The organism is Polyangium sp. 6x1, assembly GCF_029946515.1.
In the GTDB taxonomy this organism is placed as follows: domain Bacteria; phylum Myxococcota_A; class Polyangia; order Polyangiales; family Polyangiaceae; genus Polyangium.
The window spans coordinates 1-20346 of record NZ_JARZHH010000048.1 but is presented as its reverse complement, the minus strand read 5'-3'; the positions used below and the strand labels follow the sequence as shown (position 1 = coordinate 20346).

The window sequence follows — 20346 nt, the reverse complement described above, 5'->3', positions numbered from 1 at the left end:
CGGCCCTTCCCGCGGCCTTCTGGATCGACCCGGGCGGTTCGTAGTCAGGGCCGACACCAAGACAAAAGCCCCGCGGGAGCACGCCTCCCCCCCTTGCTCGCGCACCTTCCGGCAGCTCATGATGCACGCCTCGCATGGGTCATTTCCTCATCGGTGACGCGGATTTCGAGTACCGGAGCTTCGCGACGTTCGCGCTCCTCGAGCACGTCCTCGGGGCCGGGCGGATGTTTTGCGCGCCGCGCTTCGAGCTCGTCGACGCAGAGGGCACGCCGCTCGACGACGACGACGCGTTCCTCGCGGCGCTCGGCGAGGACGCGCCGCCGCTCTTTTTGCCGTACGGCGAGGACCTCGTCACCCTGCCCTCCACGGCCGATCTCGACCTTGTCCTCGGCCACCTGCTCGCCACGCTGCGGCAAGCGGACGAGCGCATCCGCGCGCTGCGCGATGAGGCCCACGAAGGCGCGCGCGTGCGCTGGTCCCTCCCCTTCGTGTGGGAGCTGCGCAAGGACGAGTGGGGCGCGCTGCTCGCGACGATCCAGGCGGCGCTGCCGGGAGAAACGTCGCTCTCGCTCGAACTTTTGCAGGCAGAGGAGACAGAGGATCTGCTGGATCGGCTCTTCGATCCGGACACGCCGCTCGGGCGGCTCGTCTCGGCCTTGCCGGAGACCCACGCCTTCGGCCTCGCGGCGCTCGCGTTCGCGGTCGCGCACGACATGGAGGTGTTCACGGTCGAAGACGAGCCGGTGTTTTACGAGTTCGATGAGCAAGGAGAGTCGCCGCGGTTCATGAGCCGGCTCGAATCGACGGTGCTCGCCGCGCCGGAGGCGACGCGGATCGAGCAGGTGAACGTGCACGCGGACTCGGCGCTGCAAGCGCTCGAAGAGGAGCGGATCGGAGACGCGCTCGGGGATGCGCGGCAAGCGCGGGCGTGGACGTGGGGCGTGCGGGACGCGGCGACGATCGCAGCCGCGTATCGAGCGAGCGCGACGGCGTGGCTCGAGGCGGGCGAGCTCGATCGCGCGATCGCCGACGCCTCGTGGGCGATCTACCTCGAGCCGGAGGCGGACGCGTTCGATACGCGCGGGATCGCGCGGCACCTCGCGGGCGACGTCGAGGGGGCGATCGCCGATTACACGCGCTCGCTCGAGCTCGCGCCCGAGGCGGCGCGGGTGCTGTCGAACCGGGCCGAGGCGTTTTTCGATCAGGGCAACGACGCGGCCTGCATCGCGGACGCGGAGCGCTCGATCGCGCTGGATCCCGAGGATGCGACCGCGTTCGTCTGGCGAGGGCGGGCACTCGCGAGGATGGGGCGCACGGAAGAGGCGCGCGCGGACGCGGAGCGAGGGGCGGCGCTCGGAGACCCGTCGTTCCTCGACGAGCTCCAGGCACCGCCGCGCGAAGCCTAGGCGGGGTTGTCCTGGAAATGGACCGGCGCGGCCGTCGATCCGGCTCTCACCGCGCCGCCGTCGAGGCGCGCCCGTGCCTCGTGACGACCTTCTGGATCACCGTGAGCGCGTCCTCCGCGGAGAACGGCTTTTCGAGCACCGGTCGCCCCGACTCCGAGAGGAACCGCTCCACGTCGGCGCCGAAGCCGACGCCCGTCATGAACACGAATCGCTTCGCGACGTCGGGGCGGGAAGCGCAGACCTTCTCGTAGAACGCCTCGCCGCTCATGCCGGGCATCCGGAGATCGCAGAGGATCACGTCGAACCGCTGCGACGAGAGGGCCTCCAGCGCGCCCTGCGCCCCGCCCGCGACCGAGACCTCGTGCACCCGGCCGATCTCCTCGGCGAGCGCGCGCGCGAGCGGCGCCTCGTCCTCGACCACGAGCACGCGCACGCCGCTCTTGATCGAGCGCGGCGGCGTCGACGGCATCGGCGGGATCGACGAGTCTCCCCTCCCCGCGGCCGGCAAGACGATCACGAAGCGCGCGCCGTGCGGCGGCTCTTCACCCTCGATGGGGCTCTCGACGTAGATGCGCCCGCCGCTGCGCTCGATGATCTCGCGGCTGATCGAGAGGCCGAGCCCCGTGCCCGCGCCGGGCTCCTTCGTGGTGAAGAACGGATCCCAGATGCGATCGAGGATCTCCGGCGAGATCCCCATGCCCGTGTCCCGCACCTCGATCTCCACCGTGCGTGGATCCTCGCTGCGCGTCGTGACGGTGACGGCAGGCTCGCCGGGCGTGTTGCGCGGGATCGCCTGCGCCGCGTTGACGAGCAGGTTCACGAGCACCTGCCCGAGCCGGCCCTCATCGATGATGACGGGCGGCACGTCGCCGAGGTCGCGGACGATGCGCGCACGCTCGATGATCTGGCCCCGCGTGAGCGAGAGGGCGCTCTCGACCGTGCGGTTCACGTCGACCGCGATGCGGCGCGTGCCGGCCGGCGCGCGGGCGAACATGCGGAGGTCGCGGACGATGTCGACGATGCGCCGCGTGGAGTCGCGCAGCTCTCCGAGCATGTGGTGCACCTGCTCGGAGACCGTGGGGCCGAGATCGACGCCGGGGCCGGCGATCATGCGGGCCATCATGTCGATGCCGAGCAGAATGAACGCGGCGGGGTTGTTGATCTCGTGCGCGACGCCGGCGGCGAGCGTGCCGAGCGTGGAGAGGCGATCGGCCTGGATCAGGCGCGTGCGCGCGGCGTGCTCGACGCTCACGTCCATGAAGAGGCCCTCGATCGCGACGACCTCGCCGCCCTTGCCGACGAGCGGGTAGATCGTGCCGCGCGCCGTGATCGCGTGCGCGCCGCGGCGCGCGAGGCGGGCCTCGTACGGCGAGGAGCGCATGCCCGCGCGGGCCCGGAGCACGGCCTCGTCGTACGCGGCGGCGCCCTCCGGATCGACGTGCACGCCGCACAAAAAGCCCGGCGTGGCGAGCGCCTCGTCGAGCGGGACGCCGAGCAGCCGCTCGGCGCAGTGGTTCAGGTAGACGAGCTCGAGCGTCCTCGGATCGAGCCGGAAGATCACGAGCGGGGCGTTGTCGAGCAACGTGCGGTGCTGCTCTTCGAGCTCGCGAATGCGCGCGAGGTGCGCGACGACATCACGCTCGCTCGCCTCCCACGCCGAGAGATCACGCAAGAGCGCGTGGCACGCGACGAGCGGATCGTCCTCCACGGCCGTGATCGTCGCGGCCACGGGCAGGCGGCGCGCCTCGCCTTCGGGCGTGCGCGCGACGAGCACGAGGCGCGCATCGGGCTGCGGCAGACCCACGGCCGGATCGGGCTCGGGATCGAGCAGCGATCCGATGTTCCGGCCGATGAGCTCCTCGCGCGTGTGGCCTGTGAGCGTGAGCGCGGCGCGGTTCGCGTCGGTCACGCGGCCGCTCCGATCCCACGCGAGCATCGCGTCCCCCGAGGTGTCGAGGATCATCGCGAGCCGGCGCTCCCGTGTGGACCGGAGCGAGCGCTCGATGCTCGCGCCGATGATGTCTGCGATCTCCTCGAGGATGTCGATGGGCGCGCGGCTCGCGGCCCCCGGCTCCGCGAAGGTCATGGAGACCGTGGCGAGCGCGCGCTTGCCGTCCGGCGAGCGCACGGGCACGGCCACGTAGGACCGGTAGCCGACCTCGCCGACCGAACGCTCGATGTCGTTGCCGAGGCGCGTGTCGTCGCAGATGTACGGACGAACCTCGACGTAGATGCGCTGGTAGAAGCTCGGATCGAAGGGGATACGAGCGCCGAAGCGCACGTTGCCGGGCAGGTTCGGATCGGCGTTGTCGGTGTGGAAGCGCTGGTGGCCCTCGTCGTCCGGGAGGAGCACGGCGACCGAGGCGAACGTGATGTGCGCCGCGAGCGCGCGCGAAAGGTCCTGGAACGCGGCCGGCGCGAGCAGGCTCGGATGACGAGCCGCCACGCGCAACACGGCGTTGAGGACGACGAGCTTGTCCGAATCGGGCACCAATCCCTCCCTCATGGAAGCGCGCCCCCGGCCTTCGTGGCCTCGGGGACGGCCGGCGCGGCTGCGCCCGTGCAACGAGCATACAAGCTCGCCGCGGCTTCGCGTCGCGCGCGTGGCACCTCTTTCCGCGCGACGTAGGCGAGCGTCATCCGCTCGGCGGTGGCGCGGTCTTCGAGCGCACAGGCCGTGACCAGGCGCAGGCGCTCGGCCTCCGCCGCGACCCGGCCGATCGCGAGGCGACGCCCGAGCGCCCGATCGAGCCTTCGAGCGGCCTCGGCGAAGTCGCCGCTGCCCACGTACCCGCGCGCGAGCAGGTAATCGGGCAGGCCCTCGTCCGGGGAGCTCGCGGCCCAGGCGCCGAGCTCCTCCGCGGCGCGCACCTTGTCGGGGCCGCGGCCCGCCGTGCCCACGAGCAGGGCGACGATCGCGTCCTTGCCACGCGGGCTCTCGGCGGCTTCGAGCTTCACGTCGAGGGTGCGGAGCTGGTCCTCGTCGACGGTGCGGGACATGACCTCGCGATAATGCACCATCGCGCGCTCGTGATCGCCCTCGGCGAGCGCGATGTCGCCGAGCTCCTCCAGGGCGCGGTCCCGGATGTGGCGCGGGAAGCGCGCCTCGTCGGCGATCGCCTGGAGCTCGGCTTTGCCCGCGTTGGGTTTGCCCAGCCGAACGAGGGCGCGGGCGATGGAGACGCGCGCTCCGCTCTCGCCGGGATCGAGCGCGAGGGCCTCGCGGAGGGCCTCGATCACGCCCTCGTCGTCGCCGCGGGCCTTGTCCTCCTCGGCGCGCTTGCGGCACGCGTCGACGACGTGCGGGCAGCGCCGGCCGAAGATCCCGGGCCGCTCGAAGCGCGCGCGCGCCTGGGCCATGGCCGCCTCGGGGAGCGCCACCCGATCGAGATCCTCGTGGAACGACCGCTCGAGCTCGTCCCAGCTCGCGCCCGTGATCTCCGGGAGCGATCCTCCGCCGTACCACGCGCGCACCGCCGCCGCGCCGTAACGTTCCTTGACGAACCCCACGAACGCGCCGCTCGCCGTGTACGCGACGCTGGAGTTTTCCCCGAGAAACCCGAGCGCGAAGAGGCGCGAGAGCTTCGGGAGCTTGCCGAGATCCTTCATGGCCTTCGCCCACTCGCGGGCCGAGAGCGCGCCCTCGTGCGGCGAGGTCGCGACGGCGATGCCCTCGATGAGACCGGGGTTCGGCAAGAGGCCGCCGAAGCTGCCGGCGATGCGGAACGGCCCGCGCCCGAACGATCCGGCCATCACGTGCGCGATCTCGTGGCCGAGCACGGGGTGCGGATAGCCGTTCTGCTGGACGTAGACCTCGTTCCGCCAAGGCTTGGCGATGTAGGTGTCGGCCGCGCCCATGAGCGCGCCTTTTTGCGCGGGGTCGGCGAAGAGGTACGCGGTGATCTTCGCGGGCCCCTTCGTCTCCAGCCACGCCTCCTGCGCGATGACGTGCGCAGTGCAATCCCGCGCGAAGCGCAGCGCGTCCTCGCGGGCCATGCCGCGCGGGTAGACGACGTCGCAACGCTCGCTCTCGACCCTGCCGCCGAGCGTCTCGGCGATGCTCGCGGGCGTGTGCCAGTGCCCGAGGTGGTGGCCGAGGTACGTCATCCCGAGGCTCGCCGCGGCGGCGAGCACGCCGAGCACGATCGCGCTCGGCCGGCCGATCGAGCGACACGCGAGCTTGCCTTCGTCCGTGCGCGCGAGGTGCGACGCGAGCACGGCGCCCGCGAGCAGCGTCGCGGCCGATCCCGCCCGGTACGCGTAGAGCCCCGAGGCGTTGATGACCGTGTCGTAGAGGCTGCCGCTGAAGTAGCCGACGAACGGGTCGTACGCGAAGACCATCGGGCTCGTGTAGAAGCGGACGAGCGAGACGCCCACGGACACGAGCGGCGCCGCGAGCGCGACGAGGACCGCGCAGAGACGCCTCCGCTTCACGCGCCCCGCGATCTCGCCCGCCGCCGCGCCCCACGCGCCCGCGAGGAGCGCGCCGACCCCGGGGCCGAGCGCGAACAGGACCGATCCCGCGAGCGGATCGCAGAACCCCGCGCGCAGGCCGTGGACGATCGTGACGAGCCACGCGACGCCCGCGAAGAGCGCGCCCCGCGCGAGGCCCGAAGCGAACGCGTCGAACGGCGCCGGGCGCGCCTTGCTGGTCTCGAGTGCCGTCGTGATCGCGACTGCGCTCGGCACGACGAGCCCCGCGGCGAGCGCGCTCTCGTAGCCGGGCCCGTCGAAGAGCGGCAGGAACCCGATCGCGCCCACGAGCAGCACGACCGCCCCGATCCCGATCGAGGACGGCCGCGCGCTCGCGAGTCGTTTGAAGTTCACGCTCACGCCAGGGGCGGCGGCGTGCTCACGGACGTCTGTCGCGGCGGTTCGAGCACGAGCGGGAGGATCTCATCCATCGCGTTGACGAGCGTCACCTTCACCTCGTCGAGGATGTCCTGCGGCACGTCTTCGAGGTCCTTGCGGTTCCTCGCGGGGATGATGACGTGCTTGATGCCCGCGCGGTGCGCGGCGAGCAGCTTCTCCTTCACGCCGCCCACGCCCATGATGCGGCCGCGCAGCGAGATCTCGCCCGTCATCGCGACGTCCGAGCGCACCGGGCAGCCGAGCAGGAGCGAGCAGACCGCGGTGAACATCGTCACGCCCGCGCTCGGCCCGTCCTTCGGCGTGCCGTGCTTCGGGATGTGCACGTGCAGGTCGATGTTCTTCAGCCACTCGGGATCGAGGTGCAGCTCGCCGGCCTTGCTGCGGACGAAGGAGACGGCCGTCGTGGCGGACTCCTGCATCACGTTCTTCATGTTGCCGGTGAGCACGACGTTGCCCTTGCCGGGCATCTTCGTGGCCTCGATGAAGAGGATCTCGCCGCCCGTGGGCGTCCAGGCGAGGCCCGTCGCGACGCCGGGCTCGAGGTTGTGCTCGGCGATCTCCGGCCGGTGCTTGTGCGGGCCGAGGACCTTCTCGACGTGCTCGGGCGAAACCACTTCGATCACGGCGTTGCCCTCGGCGAGCTTGACCGCCGTGGCGCGACAGACCGCCGCGATCTCACGCTCGAGCCCGCGCACGCCGGCCTCGCGCGTGTAGTGGTCGATCAACGTGGCGATGCCGGGCTCGGTGAACTCGAGCCGCTCGTCCGTGAGGCCGTGCGCCGAGAGCTGCTTCGGCACGAGGAACTCGCGCGCGATGCCGAGTTTGTCCGTGCGCGTGTAGCCCGGGACCTCGATGACCTCCATGCGGTCGAAGAGCGCCGGCGGGATCGTCTCGCGGTTGTTCGCCGTGGCCAGGAACATCACCTGCGACAGGTCGAACGGCATGTCGAGGTAGTGATCCTGGAAGGTCGCGTTCTGCTCCGGATCCAGCACCTCGAGCAGCGCCGCCGCCGGATCGCCGCGCAGATCGACGCCCATCTTGTCGACCTCGTCGAGGACGAGCACCGGGTTCTTCGTGCCGGCCTTCTTCAGCGCTTGCAGGATGCGGCCCGGCAACGCGCCGACGTACGTGCGGCGGTGGCCGCGGACCTCCGCCTCGTCGCGCACGCCGCCGAGGGCGATGCGCTCGTACTGGCGGCCCATCGCGCGGGCGATCGAGCGGCCGAGCGAGGTCTTGCCGACGCCGGGCGGCCCGATGAAGAGCAGGATCGGGCCCTTCTTGTCGGCCCGGAGCTGCCGGATCGCGGCGTACTCGACGATGCGCTTCTTCACCTTCTCGAGGCCCATGTGGTCCTCGTCGAGGCAACGACGCACCTCCTGCACGCTGATGCGATCGACCGTCGTCTTCGACCACGGCAGGTCCGCGATCCACTCGACGTAGGTCCGCGTGACGTTGTACTCGGCCGACTGCTGCGCCATCGAGCGCATGCGGCCGAGCTGCTTCTTCACGACCTTCTCGACGTCGGCCGGGACCTTCGCGCGGCGCACGCGCTCGCGCAGCTCCTCGATCTCGTCGTCCTCCCCCGCCTCGCCGAGCTCCTCGCGGATGCTCTTCATCTGCTGGCGCAGGATGTACTCGCGCTGGCTCTTGCCCATCTCCTCCTGGACCATGGAGGAGATCTCCTTCTTCACGCGGAGGACCTCGAGCTGACGACCCACCATCGCGAGCACGAGCCGCACGCGGGCCTTCACGTCGAAGGCTTCGAGGATCTCTTCCTTGTCGGCGACGGACGCTTGCGCCTGCGGGAAGTTCGAGGCGATGAGGTCGGCGAGCGCGCCGGGCTCGCGGACGTTGTCGAGGATGCCCGCGGTGTCGCGCGGCAAGTTCGGCATGAGCTGCAGGACCTCGCGCGTCGCTTCGCGCAGGCCCGTGCCGAGCGCGTCGAGCTCGACGTCGCGGACGAGCGACTCGGGGATGCGCTCGATCTTCGCGCGCATGTACGGCTCGAGCGCGACGATGTTCTTCACGCGGAAGCGACCGAGCCCGTTCAGGACGACCGAGTAGTTGCTCGGTCCGAGGCGGATCACCTTCACGACGCGCGCGATGGTGCCGACCGTGTAGAGCTCCTTGAAGGTCGGCTCGTCGATCTCCGGCGAACGCTGGCTGATCACGCCGACGAGGGCCCGCTCGCGGCCGAGGAGATCCTCCACGAGCCGGACGCTGCGGGGACGCCCGACGTTGATCGGGACGACCGACATCGGGAACAATACGGAATTCCGCAGCGGGAGGATCGGGACGCTATCCTCACCCGAGGAAGAGGGCGGTCGAGAGGGGGGCGCGCCGTTCGAGGCCATACGCGCGACACCCTAGTACATTTTTTGCGGACCCGCTCGTAACGCGCAGGCCCCGCGTGGGTCGCGTCAGAAGTCGCGGATTTTCCAGAGCCCGTGCTCGCGGACCAGGGCGACCGTACCGCCGGCGCCGTAGGACATCGACGCGCTGTCGCCGGTCTCCTCGATGACGGCCGTCGGCAGCGCGGTGCGGATGGCCTGGACAATCCGGTTGATCTGGTCCTTCTGCGGGCCTTCCCAGGCCGTGCGGAGTTTCTCCGCCGTGAGCTCGGTGCCAGTCGCCTTGGGCGCGAGGGCTTCGGTTTTTCCCGCCGGCGGCGCGGCCTCGTTCGGCGCCGCGGGCGCGGCCTCTTCGCCGAGGGCGATGCCCTCTTTCTCGGCGTCGGGGACGTAGCGGAGGATGACGTCGTACCGCTTGCGCTCGAAGGCCCGCAGGAAGCCCGCGAGCGCCTGGCGCGGCGTGGCCTGGCTGTAGAGGTCGATCGCGGCGGCGTCGATGCGCCATTTGCCGTCCTCGTACACGAGGAGCAGCTCATCGCCGTTCGGCAGGTTCACCGTCGCCGTGACGAGCGGATCACTCGCGGGGCGCGAGACGGCGCGGGCGATCTCGATGACCTCGTCCGGGCTCTCCTTCACGGCGCGGCGGAACGCTTCGAGCGACATCGAGCGCTTCGCGTCGTCGGAGAGCAGGCGGTAGGCGTCGTCGACGCGGCCTTCTTCGAGCGCGCGCGCGTAGGCGCGGAGCGTGTCGCTGGGCCCTTGCTGGACGAGGGTGCTCGGGCTGCAGGCGACGCCGAGGAGCGCGAGGGCGACGAGCCAGGCGGAGAGCTTCACGAGGCGGGCATAACACATTTCGGGCCGAAAGGAGCTACGATGCCGGCCATGCCGCGTGTTGCCCGGGTGGCACGGACGACCCACGAGACCCGCATCGCCGTCGAGATCGATCTGGACGGGACCGGCAAGAGCCGCATCACGACGCCGCTGCCGTTCCTCTCGCACATGCTCGATCAGATCGCCCGGCACGGGCTGTTCGACCTGACCGTCGAAGCCGAGGGCGACGTCGAGATCGACGGGCACCACACGACCGAGGACCTCGGCATCGTGCTCGGCTCGGCCGTCGCGCAAGCCCTCGGAGACAAGGCCGGCATCGCTCGTTACGGCGAGGCGACGTTGCCCATGGACGAGGCGCTCGTGACGTGCGCGCTCGATCTCTCGGGTCGTCCGTATTTCGTGTTTCGCGTGCCCCTGCCGAAGGCGAAGGTCGGGACGTTCGACGTGGAGCTCGTGCCGGTGTTTTTCGAAGCGTTCGCCCGGTCGGCCCAGTGCAACTTGCACCTCAAAATGCACGAGGGCGAGAACCTGCATCACATCATCGAGATCAGCTTCAAGGCGTTCACGAAGGCGCTGATGCGAGCGACGCGCATCGATCCCCGCGTGGCCGGCGTGCCTTCGACGAAGGGGAGCCTCTAGCCATGATGCGGGTCGTGGTCGTCGATCTCGGGATGGGGAACCTGCGCAGCGTGGAGCGGGCGATCACCCGCGCGGCCGAGGATCGCGGCGTCGCTTGCGACGTCGTTCGCAGCGGGCGGCCCGAGGACGTGCTCGGCGCGGACAAGATCGTCGTGCCCGGGCAAGGCGCGTTCCGCGATTGCGCGGCGGCGCTCGCGGGCGAGATCGGCGAGGCGCTGCGCGAGGCCGTTCGCCAAGGCAAACCCTATCTCGGCATTTGCTTGGGGCTGCAAGCGCTGTTCGAGACGAGCGAGGAGGCGCCGGGGGCCGCGGGGCTCGCCGTGTTCCGCGGCGCGGTGCGGAGGCTCGATCCGGGCGCGAGCGCGGACGTGGTGAAGATCCCGCACATCGGGTGGAATCGGCTGGAGATGAAGGGCGCGCCCGCAGGCGCGCTCGGCGCGTTTGGAGCGGAGGCGCCGCACGTGTACTTCGTGCACAGCTATCACGCGGTGCCGGAGGATCCGTCGATCGTGGTGGCGACGGTGACGCACGGGCCGAACGTGGTCACGGCGGCGGTCGCGCGGGACAACGTGACGGCCGTGCAATTCCACCCCGAGAAGAGCCAGGGCGCGGGGCTCGCGCTGCTCGGGGCGTTCGTCGCGGCGTAACGATTACCGCTCGAAGAGCATTGCGGTGAGGCGCGGATAGAGCTTTCGGACGCCGGGGACGCTCGCGGCCATCGACGAGAGCACGTCCCAGTGATCGCGGTGGTAGACGATGACGCCGCTCTCCGAACGGAACTCGCTCACGCCCGGGGCCGTGATCGTGACGCCGAGCGCGCCTTCGATCGTCGCGGTCCACGAGAGCATGAAATGGGGCTCCGCGCCGACGAGCTCGAGGTCGTCGAAGCGCATCTCCCGCAGGCGCTTGAAGAGGTTCTCGTTGATGCGGAGGAAGCGATCCTTGCCCGTGACGTCGTTGAAAGGGTCGACGAAACGGACGTCGGGCGCGTAGATCGCGTCGAGGTCCGCCAGGATCTTTTCGCGGCGGATGTGGTAGGTGGCGAAGAGCGTGAGGATGCGCTCGGGCAGCGTGGGCATGCTGCCCGATATACCATTTCAGGTTACGCGATGATCTCGGTGAGCATGCCCTTCGGCAGCTCGGGGTCGCCGAAATCGTCGAGCGGGCCCCCCGCGCCGTTCTTGCAGCCGAGGGCGGCGCCGATCGTGCCGAGCAGGCGGCCGTTGTGCACGCCGTTCACGTCGACGTACTGGCCCGTCTTCAGGTAGCCGTTCGCGCCGCCCGCGAGGACGTACGGGACGTCGTTATACGAGTGGTACTTGTTCGACAGATCGTTCAGCCAGACCGCGACGCCGAAATCGAGCAGCGATCCGGAGCCGAAATCGTAGGCCGCGAGTTTGTCGAGCATGTACTTGAACAGCCGCGCGTGGATGCGGTCGATCTCGTGGTGGAGCAGATACGCGCCCTCGATCGGCGGCCCCTCGGAGCCGTCGCTGTCGATGCGGTGCGAGATCTTGTGGTAGCTCTTCTGCCGGACGCCGTTGATGTAATACTCGGTGCTGTCGTTGCCGTCGCCGATCTGGAGCGTCGCGGCGCGCGTCACGCCGCACGCCATCGCGAGCGCGATGATGTCCATCTGCATCCGCGCGACCTTCTCCAGGTTGTCGTTCGACCGCGCGTCCGGGCTCATCGCCTCCATCGCCGCGACCTCCTCGGGCGTGAGCTTGCACGAGAGGCCGATCTCGAGGTCGCGGATCGACTGGAAATGAAGCTCCAATCGGTCGCGATCGGCCTTGCCGAGATCGCCACGGGTCATGAGCGATTGCATCTGCTCGCGCACGAGGTCGTTCACGCTCTTGCGCTGCGCGGCGAGCCGCTTCAGGACCTCGGGATCGAGGTCCGAGAGGCCGAAGAGCGCCTGGTAGGCGTTGATCGGGTTGTGCTCGGCCGCGCGGATGACCTTCGCTTCGCGGTACGAGAGCACCTCGTTGATGTAGCCGGACTTCTTGCCCGCATAGAGCGTGAGGGGCTCGACGCCCGGCGCGTTGAGCTCGCGCGCGATGCGGTTGTCGATCGACTCGCCCATCGCCAGCGACTCGTTGCCGACGGGATCGAGCGAGACCTTCTGCGCCGTGAGGCACTGGTTGCCGCCGCCGGAGTGGCCGCAGCCGTTGCCCGGGAACGCGAAGTTGATGCCCTTCACCAGGAGGAGGCGCGAAGCATAGGCGCTGAGCTCGCTGACCGCCCGGTCACTCTCGGCGTTCATCGACTCGGTCGTGAGCGCGCCGAGCTGATTCGGCCAGAACATCTCGGGTTCGTCGTCGGTCTTCTGCACGACGCCGTTCGCCTGGCGCATGAAGATCGCGAACGGAGGGACGTCGCCCGCGCCCGCCTCGGCCTTGCGCGGCGAGAAGCTCTCGAGGAACGGGAGCGCGAGGGAGACGCCGAAGAGACCTCGAAGAAAATGACGGCGATTCATGGCGCGACCTCCACGGGGCGGCGGGTCGAGAAGGCGTCGGAGGAGATGAGCTCGAGCAAAAGCTCCTTGACGGACATGCCCGAGCGCGAGGCGTCGCCGAGCTTCGTGATGAGCGCGGCGTCCTCGACCTCGGCGTCCCTGCCGTAGGCGAACTCGAGCCAGTTCTTCGCGAAGCACTCGTTCGCCTCGCGGCTCTCCGCGAGCATCTGGCTCCACGTGATGGCGTCGCTGAAGCTCGCCATCCCGCCGCCGAGCGGATACGCATCCGCGGCGTTCACCGGGAAGCCGTTGTCCTCGGCGCGGTAACGGCCGATCGCGTCGTAGTTCTCGAACGCGAAGCCGGCCGGGTTGATGAGCGTGCCATGGCACGAGGCGCCGCACGTGCCCTTGCCCGTGTGGCCGGCGACGATCTCGCGCGTGGTCTTCCCCTCGACGGGCGGCAGCGGCGGGACGTTGTTCGGCGGCGGCGGCAAGCGCGCGCAGAGGACGCGCAGGTTCACGAAGACGCCACGGTGAATCGGATCCGACGCGCGGGCCGTGCCGTTCGCCGCGAGGAAGCCGGCGCGCGTGAGGATGCCGCTCCGTTTCTCGGGGTCGAGCTCGACCTTGCCGAACTCGGCGCCGTTCGGCGCTTCGACCTCGTAGATGCTCGCGAGCCTGTCGTTCACGAATGCAGCGCGCGAGGTGAAGAGCTCGTTCAAGCCGCCTTCCTGCTCGAAGACCACATCCTCGACGAAGAGCTCGGCCTCGCGGATGAGGTCCTGCCCGATCTCGGGGACGAACTCGGGGAAGACGGCCGGATCTTTGTAGAGATCGCCGAACTTCCTCCAGTCGAAGAGCTGGCGGTGGAACGAGAGGACGACGGCGCGCGCCTGCGGATCGGCGAGCATTCGCTCGGCGTGGGCGCGCAGGCCCTCCTTCGTGTCGAGCTCGCCCGCGGCGGCGGCCTCGAAAAGGACCTCGTCGGGCATCGTGTTCCAGAGGAGGTACGAGAGCCTCGACGCGAGCTCGTAGGCGCCGAGCGGGATGAGGCCGTCGGGGCGCGGCTTGCGCGTGCCCTCGACGCGATAGATGAAATGCGGCGACTGGAAGAAGGCCGAGAGGACGTGCTCGACGCCGGCGAGGAAGGGATCGCCGTCGATGAGGGACGGGGCCTCGTTGAAGAGCGCGACGAGTTTGTCGATTTCCTGGGCCGTGAGGGGACGGCGATACGCGCGCTTGCCGACGGCCTCGATGAAGGCGCGGGCGCGGGCCTCGTTCCCTTGGCCCTCGTCGGGCGGGACGAGCGCGGCGACCTTCGCGGGATCCGAGACGACGAGCGACGCGAGCTCCTCGGCGGCGCGCTGGTAATCGGCCCACAGGTTCGGCGTGACCGACAGGACGGCCTCGTTGTTGTCGAAGACGCCGCCGAGCGGGTCTCCGGTGAACGACGCCGAGAATCCCGGCGGAGCTTCGAGGCGCAATACGTCGCGCACCGAGTTTTCCCACTGCGCGTGGGTCAAACGCGGGAAGGCGCTGCGCTCGGGTATCGATTGAACGGCTGCTTGATCATCCGACGAGCCGCCGATCGTCCCGACGCACGAGGGCAAGAGACAAGCGAGGACGAGCGCTCCGGCGCGCAAGAGCGTCGGAATGCGGCGCATGACGGAGGAAGGGGCGCTAAGAATCTCCATGCCGGCCACCTCCAGGGCTTTGGCAACGACGGTGGTATGCCGGCTCTCCACGGGCGTCAACGCGCAAGCACGGCCTCCGATCCAATGCCGCGCCGATTTCCTTGGAGCCCCCACGAATATGCAATGGCATGGGATTTTGCTACCGAGGACGTCCTTGCGGAGGTCTTTACCCCTGGGCGGGGGCCCCTGTAGGCTCACGCCGTGCTTTCGATGAACGTGGTGCCGCGAAGGGCGGCGAATGGCTCGCGATCTACGCGAGCGGCGGCGTGGGGCTTCGCGCTCCTGACGCGCCTCGCGGCGCCTCTCCTCGGCTTTGTGGCGGCGAGCGCGCCCGCTTCGGCCTCGGCTGCGGAGCCTTCGGCGAAGAAGGTGCTGGCCGTGCATGTGGAGGGCCCGGACGCAGATGCGGTGCGCGGTGACATCGAGGCCGCGCTGCCCGATCGAATCGTCGTCGCCACGACGAAGGAGTTTTCCGCGGCGCTGCGCAAGTCGGGCCAGTCGAAGCCGCTCGGCGCTGCGATGACGAACCCGAAGCAACGCGATCGGCTCGTGCCGCGCGTGCAGCAAGCGGCGTCGATCATCGGGGCGGGCGCGGTGCTCGTGGGGATCGTGCAGAAGGTGCGCGGCGAGAATCGCGTGCACCTCGTGTGGGTGAACGCGGAAGACGACGCGACGCCCGTGGACGAGGCGGTGTCGCTGAAGGGCTCCGAGGACGAACGGAGGAAGGCGATCGCCACGGCGATCGGGAGTGCGGTCGAGACGTACGCGCCGCCGCCGCCGCCCGAGCCCAAGGATACGGCGGCGCCTCCGCCGACGGAGACGAAGCCAAAAGAGGAGGAGCCCGCGGCGCGGGTGCGGCATCAAGCGGGCTCGTCGATCGTGTCGGCGGAGGTCGGCTTCGAGGTCGGCGGGCGCGTGTTCACGTACTCGGATGGGATCTCGGGCAACCTGCGGCGGTACGACGTGTACGGCGCGCCCCTGGCGGCCGTCTCGGTCGAGGTGTTCCCGGCGGCGATGACGACGGTGCCGGGGCTGCGCGATCTTGGGCTCTCGTTTGGATATGCGCGCGCGTTCGGGCTGCAATCCGCGACGGAGGGGGGCGAGCCGGTGGGCACGCTCTACCAGCGGCTCACGGGAGCGTTGAAATATCGGATTCCGATCTCGCGGCCGATGGGACCGGTGATCGGCGTGCTCGGCGGTTTCCGCTTGCAGACGTTCGAGGTCGACGCGCCCGGCGCGCTCGGCGAGCAGGTCGCGAACGTGAACTACATGGCGATCCGCGCGGGCGTCGATGGATGGATTCCCATCGGGCCGGTGGCGGCGATGGTCGGGTTCGAGTGGCTCGAGCCGCTCGCGACGGGCGCGGTGTACGATCGGTTCTCGGGGCCGAAGGTGCATGGAATCACGGCGACGGCGGGGCTCGCCGTGCGCTTCGAGTCGGGGCTGCAGATCCGGCTGACGGGCCACTACGATCGGTTCTTCTCGGACTTCGATCCCGTGCTCGGCGATGCGTACGTGGCGGGCGGCGCGCTCGATCAGTTCTTCGGCGTGCGGCTCGGCCTGGCTTACATGGATTGATGGAGACGATGATGAACGCGCGCTTCTTCCGTATCTGCGTCGCGGCGCTCTCCGCCCCCTTCGTCGTGGCGCTCGCGGCCGGTTGTCCGGGTACGTTGACCGACGAGGAGAAGGCGATCTTCCAGGGCGGCGGCGCTTGCCCGGACGTGCCTGCGATGCTCGCGGCGAAATGCGGCACGGCGAACTGCCATGCGGCTGGCTCGACGACGGTGGACCTTGCCTCGCCGAATGTGGCGTCGCGGGTCGTGAGCGTCGCGGGGACGGAGTCGTGCGGGAGCGTGATCCTGGCGAACCCGATCGACGCGGCGGGCAGCCTGCTCTACGCGAAGCTCGTGGATCCGCCGCCGTGTGGCCTGAAGATGCCGCTCGGCGGATCGATGAGCGACCTCGAGATCAACTGCGTGAAGCTCTGGATCGAGAGCCTCGATCCGAACGCGGGCCCGGGCTCGGGCGGCATGGGCGGCGCCGGTGGCATGGGCGGCGCCGGTGGCATGGGCGGCGCCGGTGGCATGGGCGGCGCCGGCGGCATGGGCGGGATGTAAGACACGCCCGCACGCGACCTGGAGACGCCCGCACGCGACCTGGAGACGCGTGCACGTGACGAAAGACACGTGCGCACGCGACCTGGAGACGCGTGCGCGCGACTTGAAGACGCGCGTTCGTGAGTAGGAACACGTGCGCACGCGACTTGGAGACGTGTGCACGCGCCTTGGAGACGCGTGCACGCGACCTGGAGACGCGTATTCGTGACGAGGAACACGCGCGCACGTGACTTGGAGACGCGTGCACGCGACCTTGGAGACGCGCGCACGCGACCTTGGAGTCGCGTGCACGCGACCTGGAGACGCGCGCTCGCGCCTAGCAGGCTGTTGAGAAACGCCGCGAGCGCCCTGGAGCTAGGGAGGAGGACGCAGGAAGACAGGCGTATTCCGAGGACGACGACCAACGATCCAGGGCGCGCAGCAAGTTTCTCAACAGCCTGCTAGGAGAGCGCTTTCGCGGGGGGCCGTCGGATCAGGACGAACGGCTGCACGATGGCGGCAGGGAAGCGCGCGCTCGTGTCGAGCGACCACACCGTGAGCTCCTCGGCCGTGGGCTTCTTGAGCTTGCCCTCGCGGATCCAAGCGTCGACGGCGGGCACGTCGTTCTTCGCGAGGGCCACGCCGACGTCGAGCAGATCGAGCGCGTCGTCGACGATGATGACGGCGTCGCGCGCGAGGTGCGCGCGGAGGTCGGCCCAGTGGACGTCCCCGAGGGTCTCGGCGATGCGTTCGCGCATGATGGCGAGAGCCTAGCTTTTCCTCGGCTCGGTTCCATCGTAGGCCACGGTTCGCGATGCTGATCCTCCCTGCGATCGATCTCTTCGAGGGCAAGGCCGTCCGGCTGCATCAAGGGCGCTACGACGCGGTCACCGTCTACGACGCGGATCCCGTGGGGCTCGCGGCGAAGCTCGAGGGCAAGGTCGACGCGCTCCACGTCGTCGATCTGGAGGGCGCGCGGGAAGGTCGGCCCGTGCAGAAGGAGCTCGTTCGCGCGGTCGTGCAGGCGTTCGGGCCGGGCGTGGAAGTCGGCGGCGGGGTGCGCTCGGCCGAGACGGCGGAGGAATACCTCGCGCTCGGCGCGGACAAGGTCGTGCTCGGGACGGCGGCGATTCGTGATCTCGGGATGGTCCGCGCGCTCGCGACGGCGCATCCGGGGCGCGTGGTCGTGGCGCTCGACGCGAAGGATGGGTTCGTCGCGGTGGAGGGGTGGGTGCAGACGTCGACGCGTACGGCGCTCGACGTTGCGCAGGATCTCGCGGGTGCGCCTGTGGCGGCGCTCCTCTACACGGACGTTGCGCGGGACGGCACGCAGGTCGGGCCGAACGTCACGGCGACCGCGGCGCTCGCCGAGAAGGGAGGGTTTCCCGTGATCGCTTCCGGCGGCGTCGGCAGCCTCGAGCACATCCGCACACTCGCGCGTGTCCCGGGCGTGGCTGCCGCGATCGTGGGACGCGCGCTCTATGAGCGCGTTTTCACGCTGGAAGAGGCGATCGCGGCGGCGGCCTCCGTTCCTTGACGCACCCCGCTTTCCGGGTGAAACGCCGCGCGCGCCCTTTTCCCGCGGCGATCATCGTGTACCCTTCGCGCCGTGGCCGATCGAGCATCCCCGCCGCGCCCTCCCCCGGGTGATCCCGGGGAGGACTTCCTCTTCCACCTGTATCGCGGCGGCGAGCTCCTGCAGGACAACCGCGTCCTGGAGGCGCGCGTCGAGCTCGAACGAGCGATCGAGCTCGCGCCCGCGGATCCGAAGGGGCAGGACCTGATCGGCGTCGTCTACTTCCGGCTCGGCCTCTATCCGCGGGCCATCGCCATCTACGACAAACTCGTCCAGGCCTACCCGGAGTCGTTCGAGCCGCGCGTCAACCTCGCGCTCTGCTTCCTGAAGATGGGGCAACCCGCGCGGGCGCGGCAGGAGCTCGAACGCGTGGTCGCGCAGCATGCGTGGCACCAGCGCGCGTGGGGCTACCTCGGCCTCGCGTACCAGGCGCTCGGCGACACCGATCGCGCGCTCCATGCCTTCACGCGCGGCGGCCACGACGCGATGGCGCGCCGGCTCATGGACGCGACCGGAGGGACGCCGAACACGCAACGCAAACCTTCGCTGCCGCCGGGCTCGTTCCAGGAGCTCGATCGCACGATGGACCTGAACCCGTCGAGCGCGCTGCCGCAGTCGATCTCGGCGGGGTGGGATGCGCTGCTCGGGGCCGCGGACGCGCCTCCTCCTCCTCCTCCTGCCCGCGCGACGCCGGCCGCGAACGCGACGACGAACGGCGCGACGAAGTCCGATTCGCCGCCGCGTGGGCCGCTCTCGCCGACCGATCTCGGTCGACGCCACACGTTGACGTTCCCTGCGGAGGGAAAGATCGCGACGCACCCGGGCGGCGTCCTGCTCGTGGCGGCGACGAGCGGGTTTGCCGTGCGGCCCTCGCTCGTCCGCTCGATGGCGTACGCGACCGGGCTGCGGCACAAGGCGATGATGCGCCGGATGCGCGGAAAGTCGCTCGAAGAGCCGCTCGGCGGCGAGGGGGACGCGCTCGTCGAGCTCGAGGGGCGCGGCGATCTCGTCCTCGCGCCGCCCCCGGATCACGAGCTCGTGTCGATCAGCCTGGAGGAAGAGCCGCTCTACCTGCGCGAGGATCTGCTCGGTGGCTTCGAAGGCGCGATGAGCTACGAGAACGGCCGCATGCCCGTGGGCGAGGGAGAAGCGGTCGGGATGGTGCAGCTCCGCGGCCCTGGTGCGCTCGTGGCGCGGCTCCGGGCGCCGATGCTCGCGCTCGACGTCCGCGAGGGCAAGAGCACGGCGCTGCATGCGCCGAGCGTGCTCGGGTGGATGGGCCGCGTGATTCCGCGGGCGCTGCCGCCGAGCGAGGCGCCGGCCGGGGCGAAGGGTTTCGTGGTGTTTTCCGGCGAGGGCACGGTGCTGCTCCATGGTCGCTAGCGGCTCGAAGGTGGACAAGGCGTCGCTGCGCCAGATCAAGGCCGCGCGACGGAAAACGCTCTGGGAGGACGCGCGGAACGTCCCGAACCTCCTGACGTTCGCGCGGATCGTCATGATCCCGGTCGTGCTCGTCCTTCTCGGGCGCGGCAGCCCCCACGACTGCTTCTGGGCCGCGGCCGTCTACGCCCTCGCGGCGATCACGGACATGCTCGACGGCTGGCTCGCGCGACGGCAGGGCCTCGTCAGCGTGCTCGGCAAGTTCCTCGATCCGCTCGCGGACAAACTGATCGTCACGGGCACGCTGGTCTGGCTCGTCCCGATGGGTCGGATCTCGGCGTGGGCCGTCGTGCTCTTGATCTCGCGCGAGATCACCATCACGGCCTTGCGCTCGATCGCCTCGTCCGAGGGCATCATCATCGCCGCGGGCGAGGGCGGCAAGACGAAGACGGCGCTGCAGATGATCGGGATCGTGTGCCTGATCCTCGGCTACCCCTACTGGTTCACGATCGGCGTCTTCGACTTCGGGGTCGTCGACCTGGTGCACGTCGGGCGGCTGCTCATCTACACGTCGCTGGTCTTCTCGCTCTGGAGCGCGGGCCGGTACATGAGCCTCTTCGTGGACGCCATCGACGCGAAGAACAAGGCGGCGTACGAGGGACCAGAGCAGGCGCGGGAAAAATGATAAGAGAGCCGGCGTGATTTCACGCCGTATCTTTCCTGGGTTCGTCCTGGTCGCCCTCACCGCGGGCCTCGCCTTCGCGGCGTGTTCGAATCAGGGCGTGGGTCAGGCCTGCAGCATCGACAACAACAGCGCCGACTGCGAAGACGGCCTCGTGTGCGTGTCGAAGACCGTCTTGCTCGGCGGCTCGGACATCTGCTGCCCGTCGACGGGTAGTGACGAGCCCGCGTGCACGCCCGGGGCGCTCACGGGCGTCGGCGGCGCGGGTGGCGCGGGTGGCGCGGGTGGCGCCGGCGGCGCCGGTGGCGCAGGCGGCGCCGGTGGTGCTGGTGGCATGGGCGGCGCCGGTGGCGCCGGT

Annotated in this window: 17 protein-coding genes; 9 read left to right on the top strand and 8 right to left on the bottom strand. The window is 70.0% G+C overall.

Annotated features, from left to right (window positions below; all coding sequences use genetic code 11):
* Positions 1-134 precede the first annotated feature (134 nt).
* Complete coding sequence (locus QHF85_RS34030) at positions 135-1406, top strand: hypothetical protein (RefSeq protein WP_281331571.1); 1272 nt, start codon at positions 135-137, stop codon at positions 1404-1406.
* A 46-nt stretch (positions 1407-1452) separates the two neighbouring features.
* On the opposite strand, the gene QHF85_RS34025 is transcribed toward QHF85_RS34030, so the two are convergent.
* The 4 genes from QHF85_RS34025 to QHF85_RS34010 all read right to left on the bottom strand — a co-directional run bounded on the left by QHF85_RS34025 (position 1453) and on the right by QHF85_RS34010 (position 9463).
* Positions 1453-3897, bottom strand: a complete 2445-nt coding sequence (locus QHF85_RS34025; RefSeq protein WP_281331570.1) for an ATP-binding protein — start codon at positions 3895-3897, stop codon at positions 1453-1455.
* Positions 3898-3908: 11 nt separating this feature from the next.
* The gene (locus QHF85_RS34020; RefSeq protein WP_281331569.1) at positions 3909-6233 is read right to left on the bottom strand and encodes a hypothetical protein; all 2325 of its coding nucleotides are present in this window, start codon (positions 6231-6233) and stop codon (positions 3909-3911) included.
* Between the two features lie 2 nt (positions 6234-6235).
* Positions 6236-8632 (bottom strand): endopeptidase La, encoded by a 2397-nt coding sequence (lon, locus tag QHF85_RS34015; protein WP_281331568.1) that lies wholly within the window; start codon positions 8630-8632, stop codon positions 6236-6238.
* 66 nt (positions 8633-8698) lie between these two features.
* Positions 8699-9463, bottom strand: a complete 765-nt coding sequence (locus QHF85_RS34010; RefSeq protein ID WP_281331567.1) for a hypothetical protein — start codon at positions 9461-9463, stop codon at positions 8699-8701.
* A gap of 48 nt (positions 9464-9511) precedes the next feature.
* Between QHF85_RS34010 and hisB the strand changes: the two genes are divergently transcribed.
* A complete protein-coding gene (hisB, locus tag QHF85_RS34005) occupies positions 9512-10099 on the top strand; it encodes an imidazoleglycerol-phosphate dehydratase HisB (RefSeq protein ID WP_281331566.1) in 588 nt (195 codons plus the stop codon).
* Between the two features lie 2 nt (positions 10100-10101).
* A complete protein-coding gene (gene hisH, locus QHF85_RS34000; protein WP_281331565.1) occupies positions 10102-10746 on the top strand; it encodes an imidazole glycerol phosphate synthase subunit HisH in 645 nt (214 codons plus the stop codon).
* A gap of 3 nt (positions 10747-10749) precedes the next feature.
* On the opposite strand, the gene QHF85_RS33995 is transcribed toward hisH, so the two are convergent.
* Genes QHF85_RS33995 through QHF85_RS33985 form a run of 3 tightly spaced genes read right to left on the bottom strand, consistent with a single transcriptional unit; the run spans position 10750 to position 14221 of the window.
* The gene (locus QHF85_RS33995; RefSeq protein ID WP_281331564.1) at positions 10750-11178 is read right to left on the bottom strand and encodes a nuclear transport factor 2 family protein; all 429 of its coding nucleotides are present in this window, start codon (positions 11176-11178) and stop codon (positions 10750-10752) included.
* A gap of 23 nt (positions 11179-11201) precedes the next feature.
* The gene (locus QHF85_RS33990; protein WP_281331563.1) at positions 11202-12578 is read right to left on the bottom strand and encodes a DUF1552 domain-containing protein; all 1377 of its coding nucleotides are present in this window, start codon (positions 12576-12578) and stop codon (positions 11202-11204) included.
* Positions 12575-14221, bottom strand: a complete 1647-nt coding sequence (locus QHF85_RS33985) for a DUF1592 domain-containing protein (RefSeq protein ID WP_281331562.1) — start codon at positions 14219-14221, stop codon at positions 12575-12577. Before QHF85_RS33985 ends, QHF85_RS33990 begins: the two co-directional genes overlap by 4 nt.
* Positions 14222-14452: 231 nt before the next feature.
* On the opposite strand from QHF85_RS33985, the gene QHF85_RS33980 reads away from it, so the two are divergent.
* Both QHF85_RS33980 and QHF85_RS33975 read left to right on the top strand, forming a co-directional pair.
* Complete coding sequence (locus QHF85_RS33980) at positions 14453-15829, top strand: hypothetical protein (protein WP_281331561.1); 1377 nt, start codon at positions 14453-14455, stop codon at positions 15827-15829.
* A gap of 8 nt (positions 15830-15837) precedes the next feature.
* Positions 15838-16371 (top strand): hypothetical protein, encoded by a 534-nt coding sequence (locus QHF85_RS33975; RefSeq protein WP_281331560.1) that lies wholly within the window; start codon positions 15838-15840, stop codon positions 16369-16371.
* Positions 16372-16811: 440 nt separating this feature from the next.
* Here the strand turns inward: QHF85_RS33975 and QHF85_RS33970 are convergent, their stop codons facing one another.
* Positions 16812-17108, bottom strand: coding sequence for a DUF2288 domain-containing protein (locus QHF85_RS33970; RefSeq protein WP_281331559.1), 297 nt, complete (start codon positions 17106-17108; stop codon positions 16812-16814).
* Between the two features lie 56 nt (positions 17109-17164).
* Here QHF85_RS33970 and hisA point away from each other — a divergent pair, with 56 nt between their 5' ends.
* The 4 genes from hisA to QHF85_RS33950 form a co-directional block, all read left to right on the top strand.
* Positions 17165-17887 (top strand): 1-(5-phosphoribosyl)-5-[(5-phosphoribosylamino)methylideneamino]imidazole-4-carboxamide isomerase, encoded by a 723-nt coding sequence (gene hisA, locus QHF85_RS33965; protein WP_281331558.1) that lies wholly within the window; start codon positions 17165-17167, stop codon positions 17885-17887.
* Positions 17888-17959: 72 nt separating this feature from the next.
* Positions 17960-19309, top strand: a complete 1350-nt coding sequence (locus QHF85_RS33960) for a tetratricopeptide repeat protein (protein ID WP_281331557.1) — start codon at positions 17960-17962, stop codon at positions 19307-19309.
* Positions 19299-19991, top strand: a complete 693-nt coding sequence (gene pgsA, locus QHF85_RS33955; protein ID WP_281331556.1) for a CDP-diacylglycerol--glycerol-3-phosphate 3-phosphatidyltransferase — start codon at positions 19299-19301, stop codon at positions 19989-19991. The genes QHF85_RS33960 and pgsA overlap by 11 nt, the downstream gene beginning before the upstream one ends.
* 13 nt (positions 19992-20004) lie before the next feature.
* Positions 20005-20346, top strand: a 342-nt coding sequence (locus QHF85_RS33950; RefSeq protein WP_281331555.1) for a hypothetical protein, incomplete at its 3' end; no start/stop codon positions are given.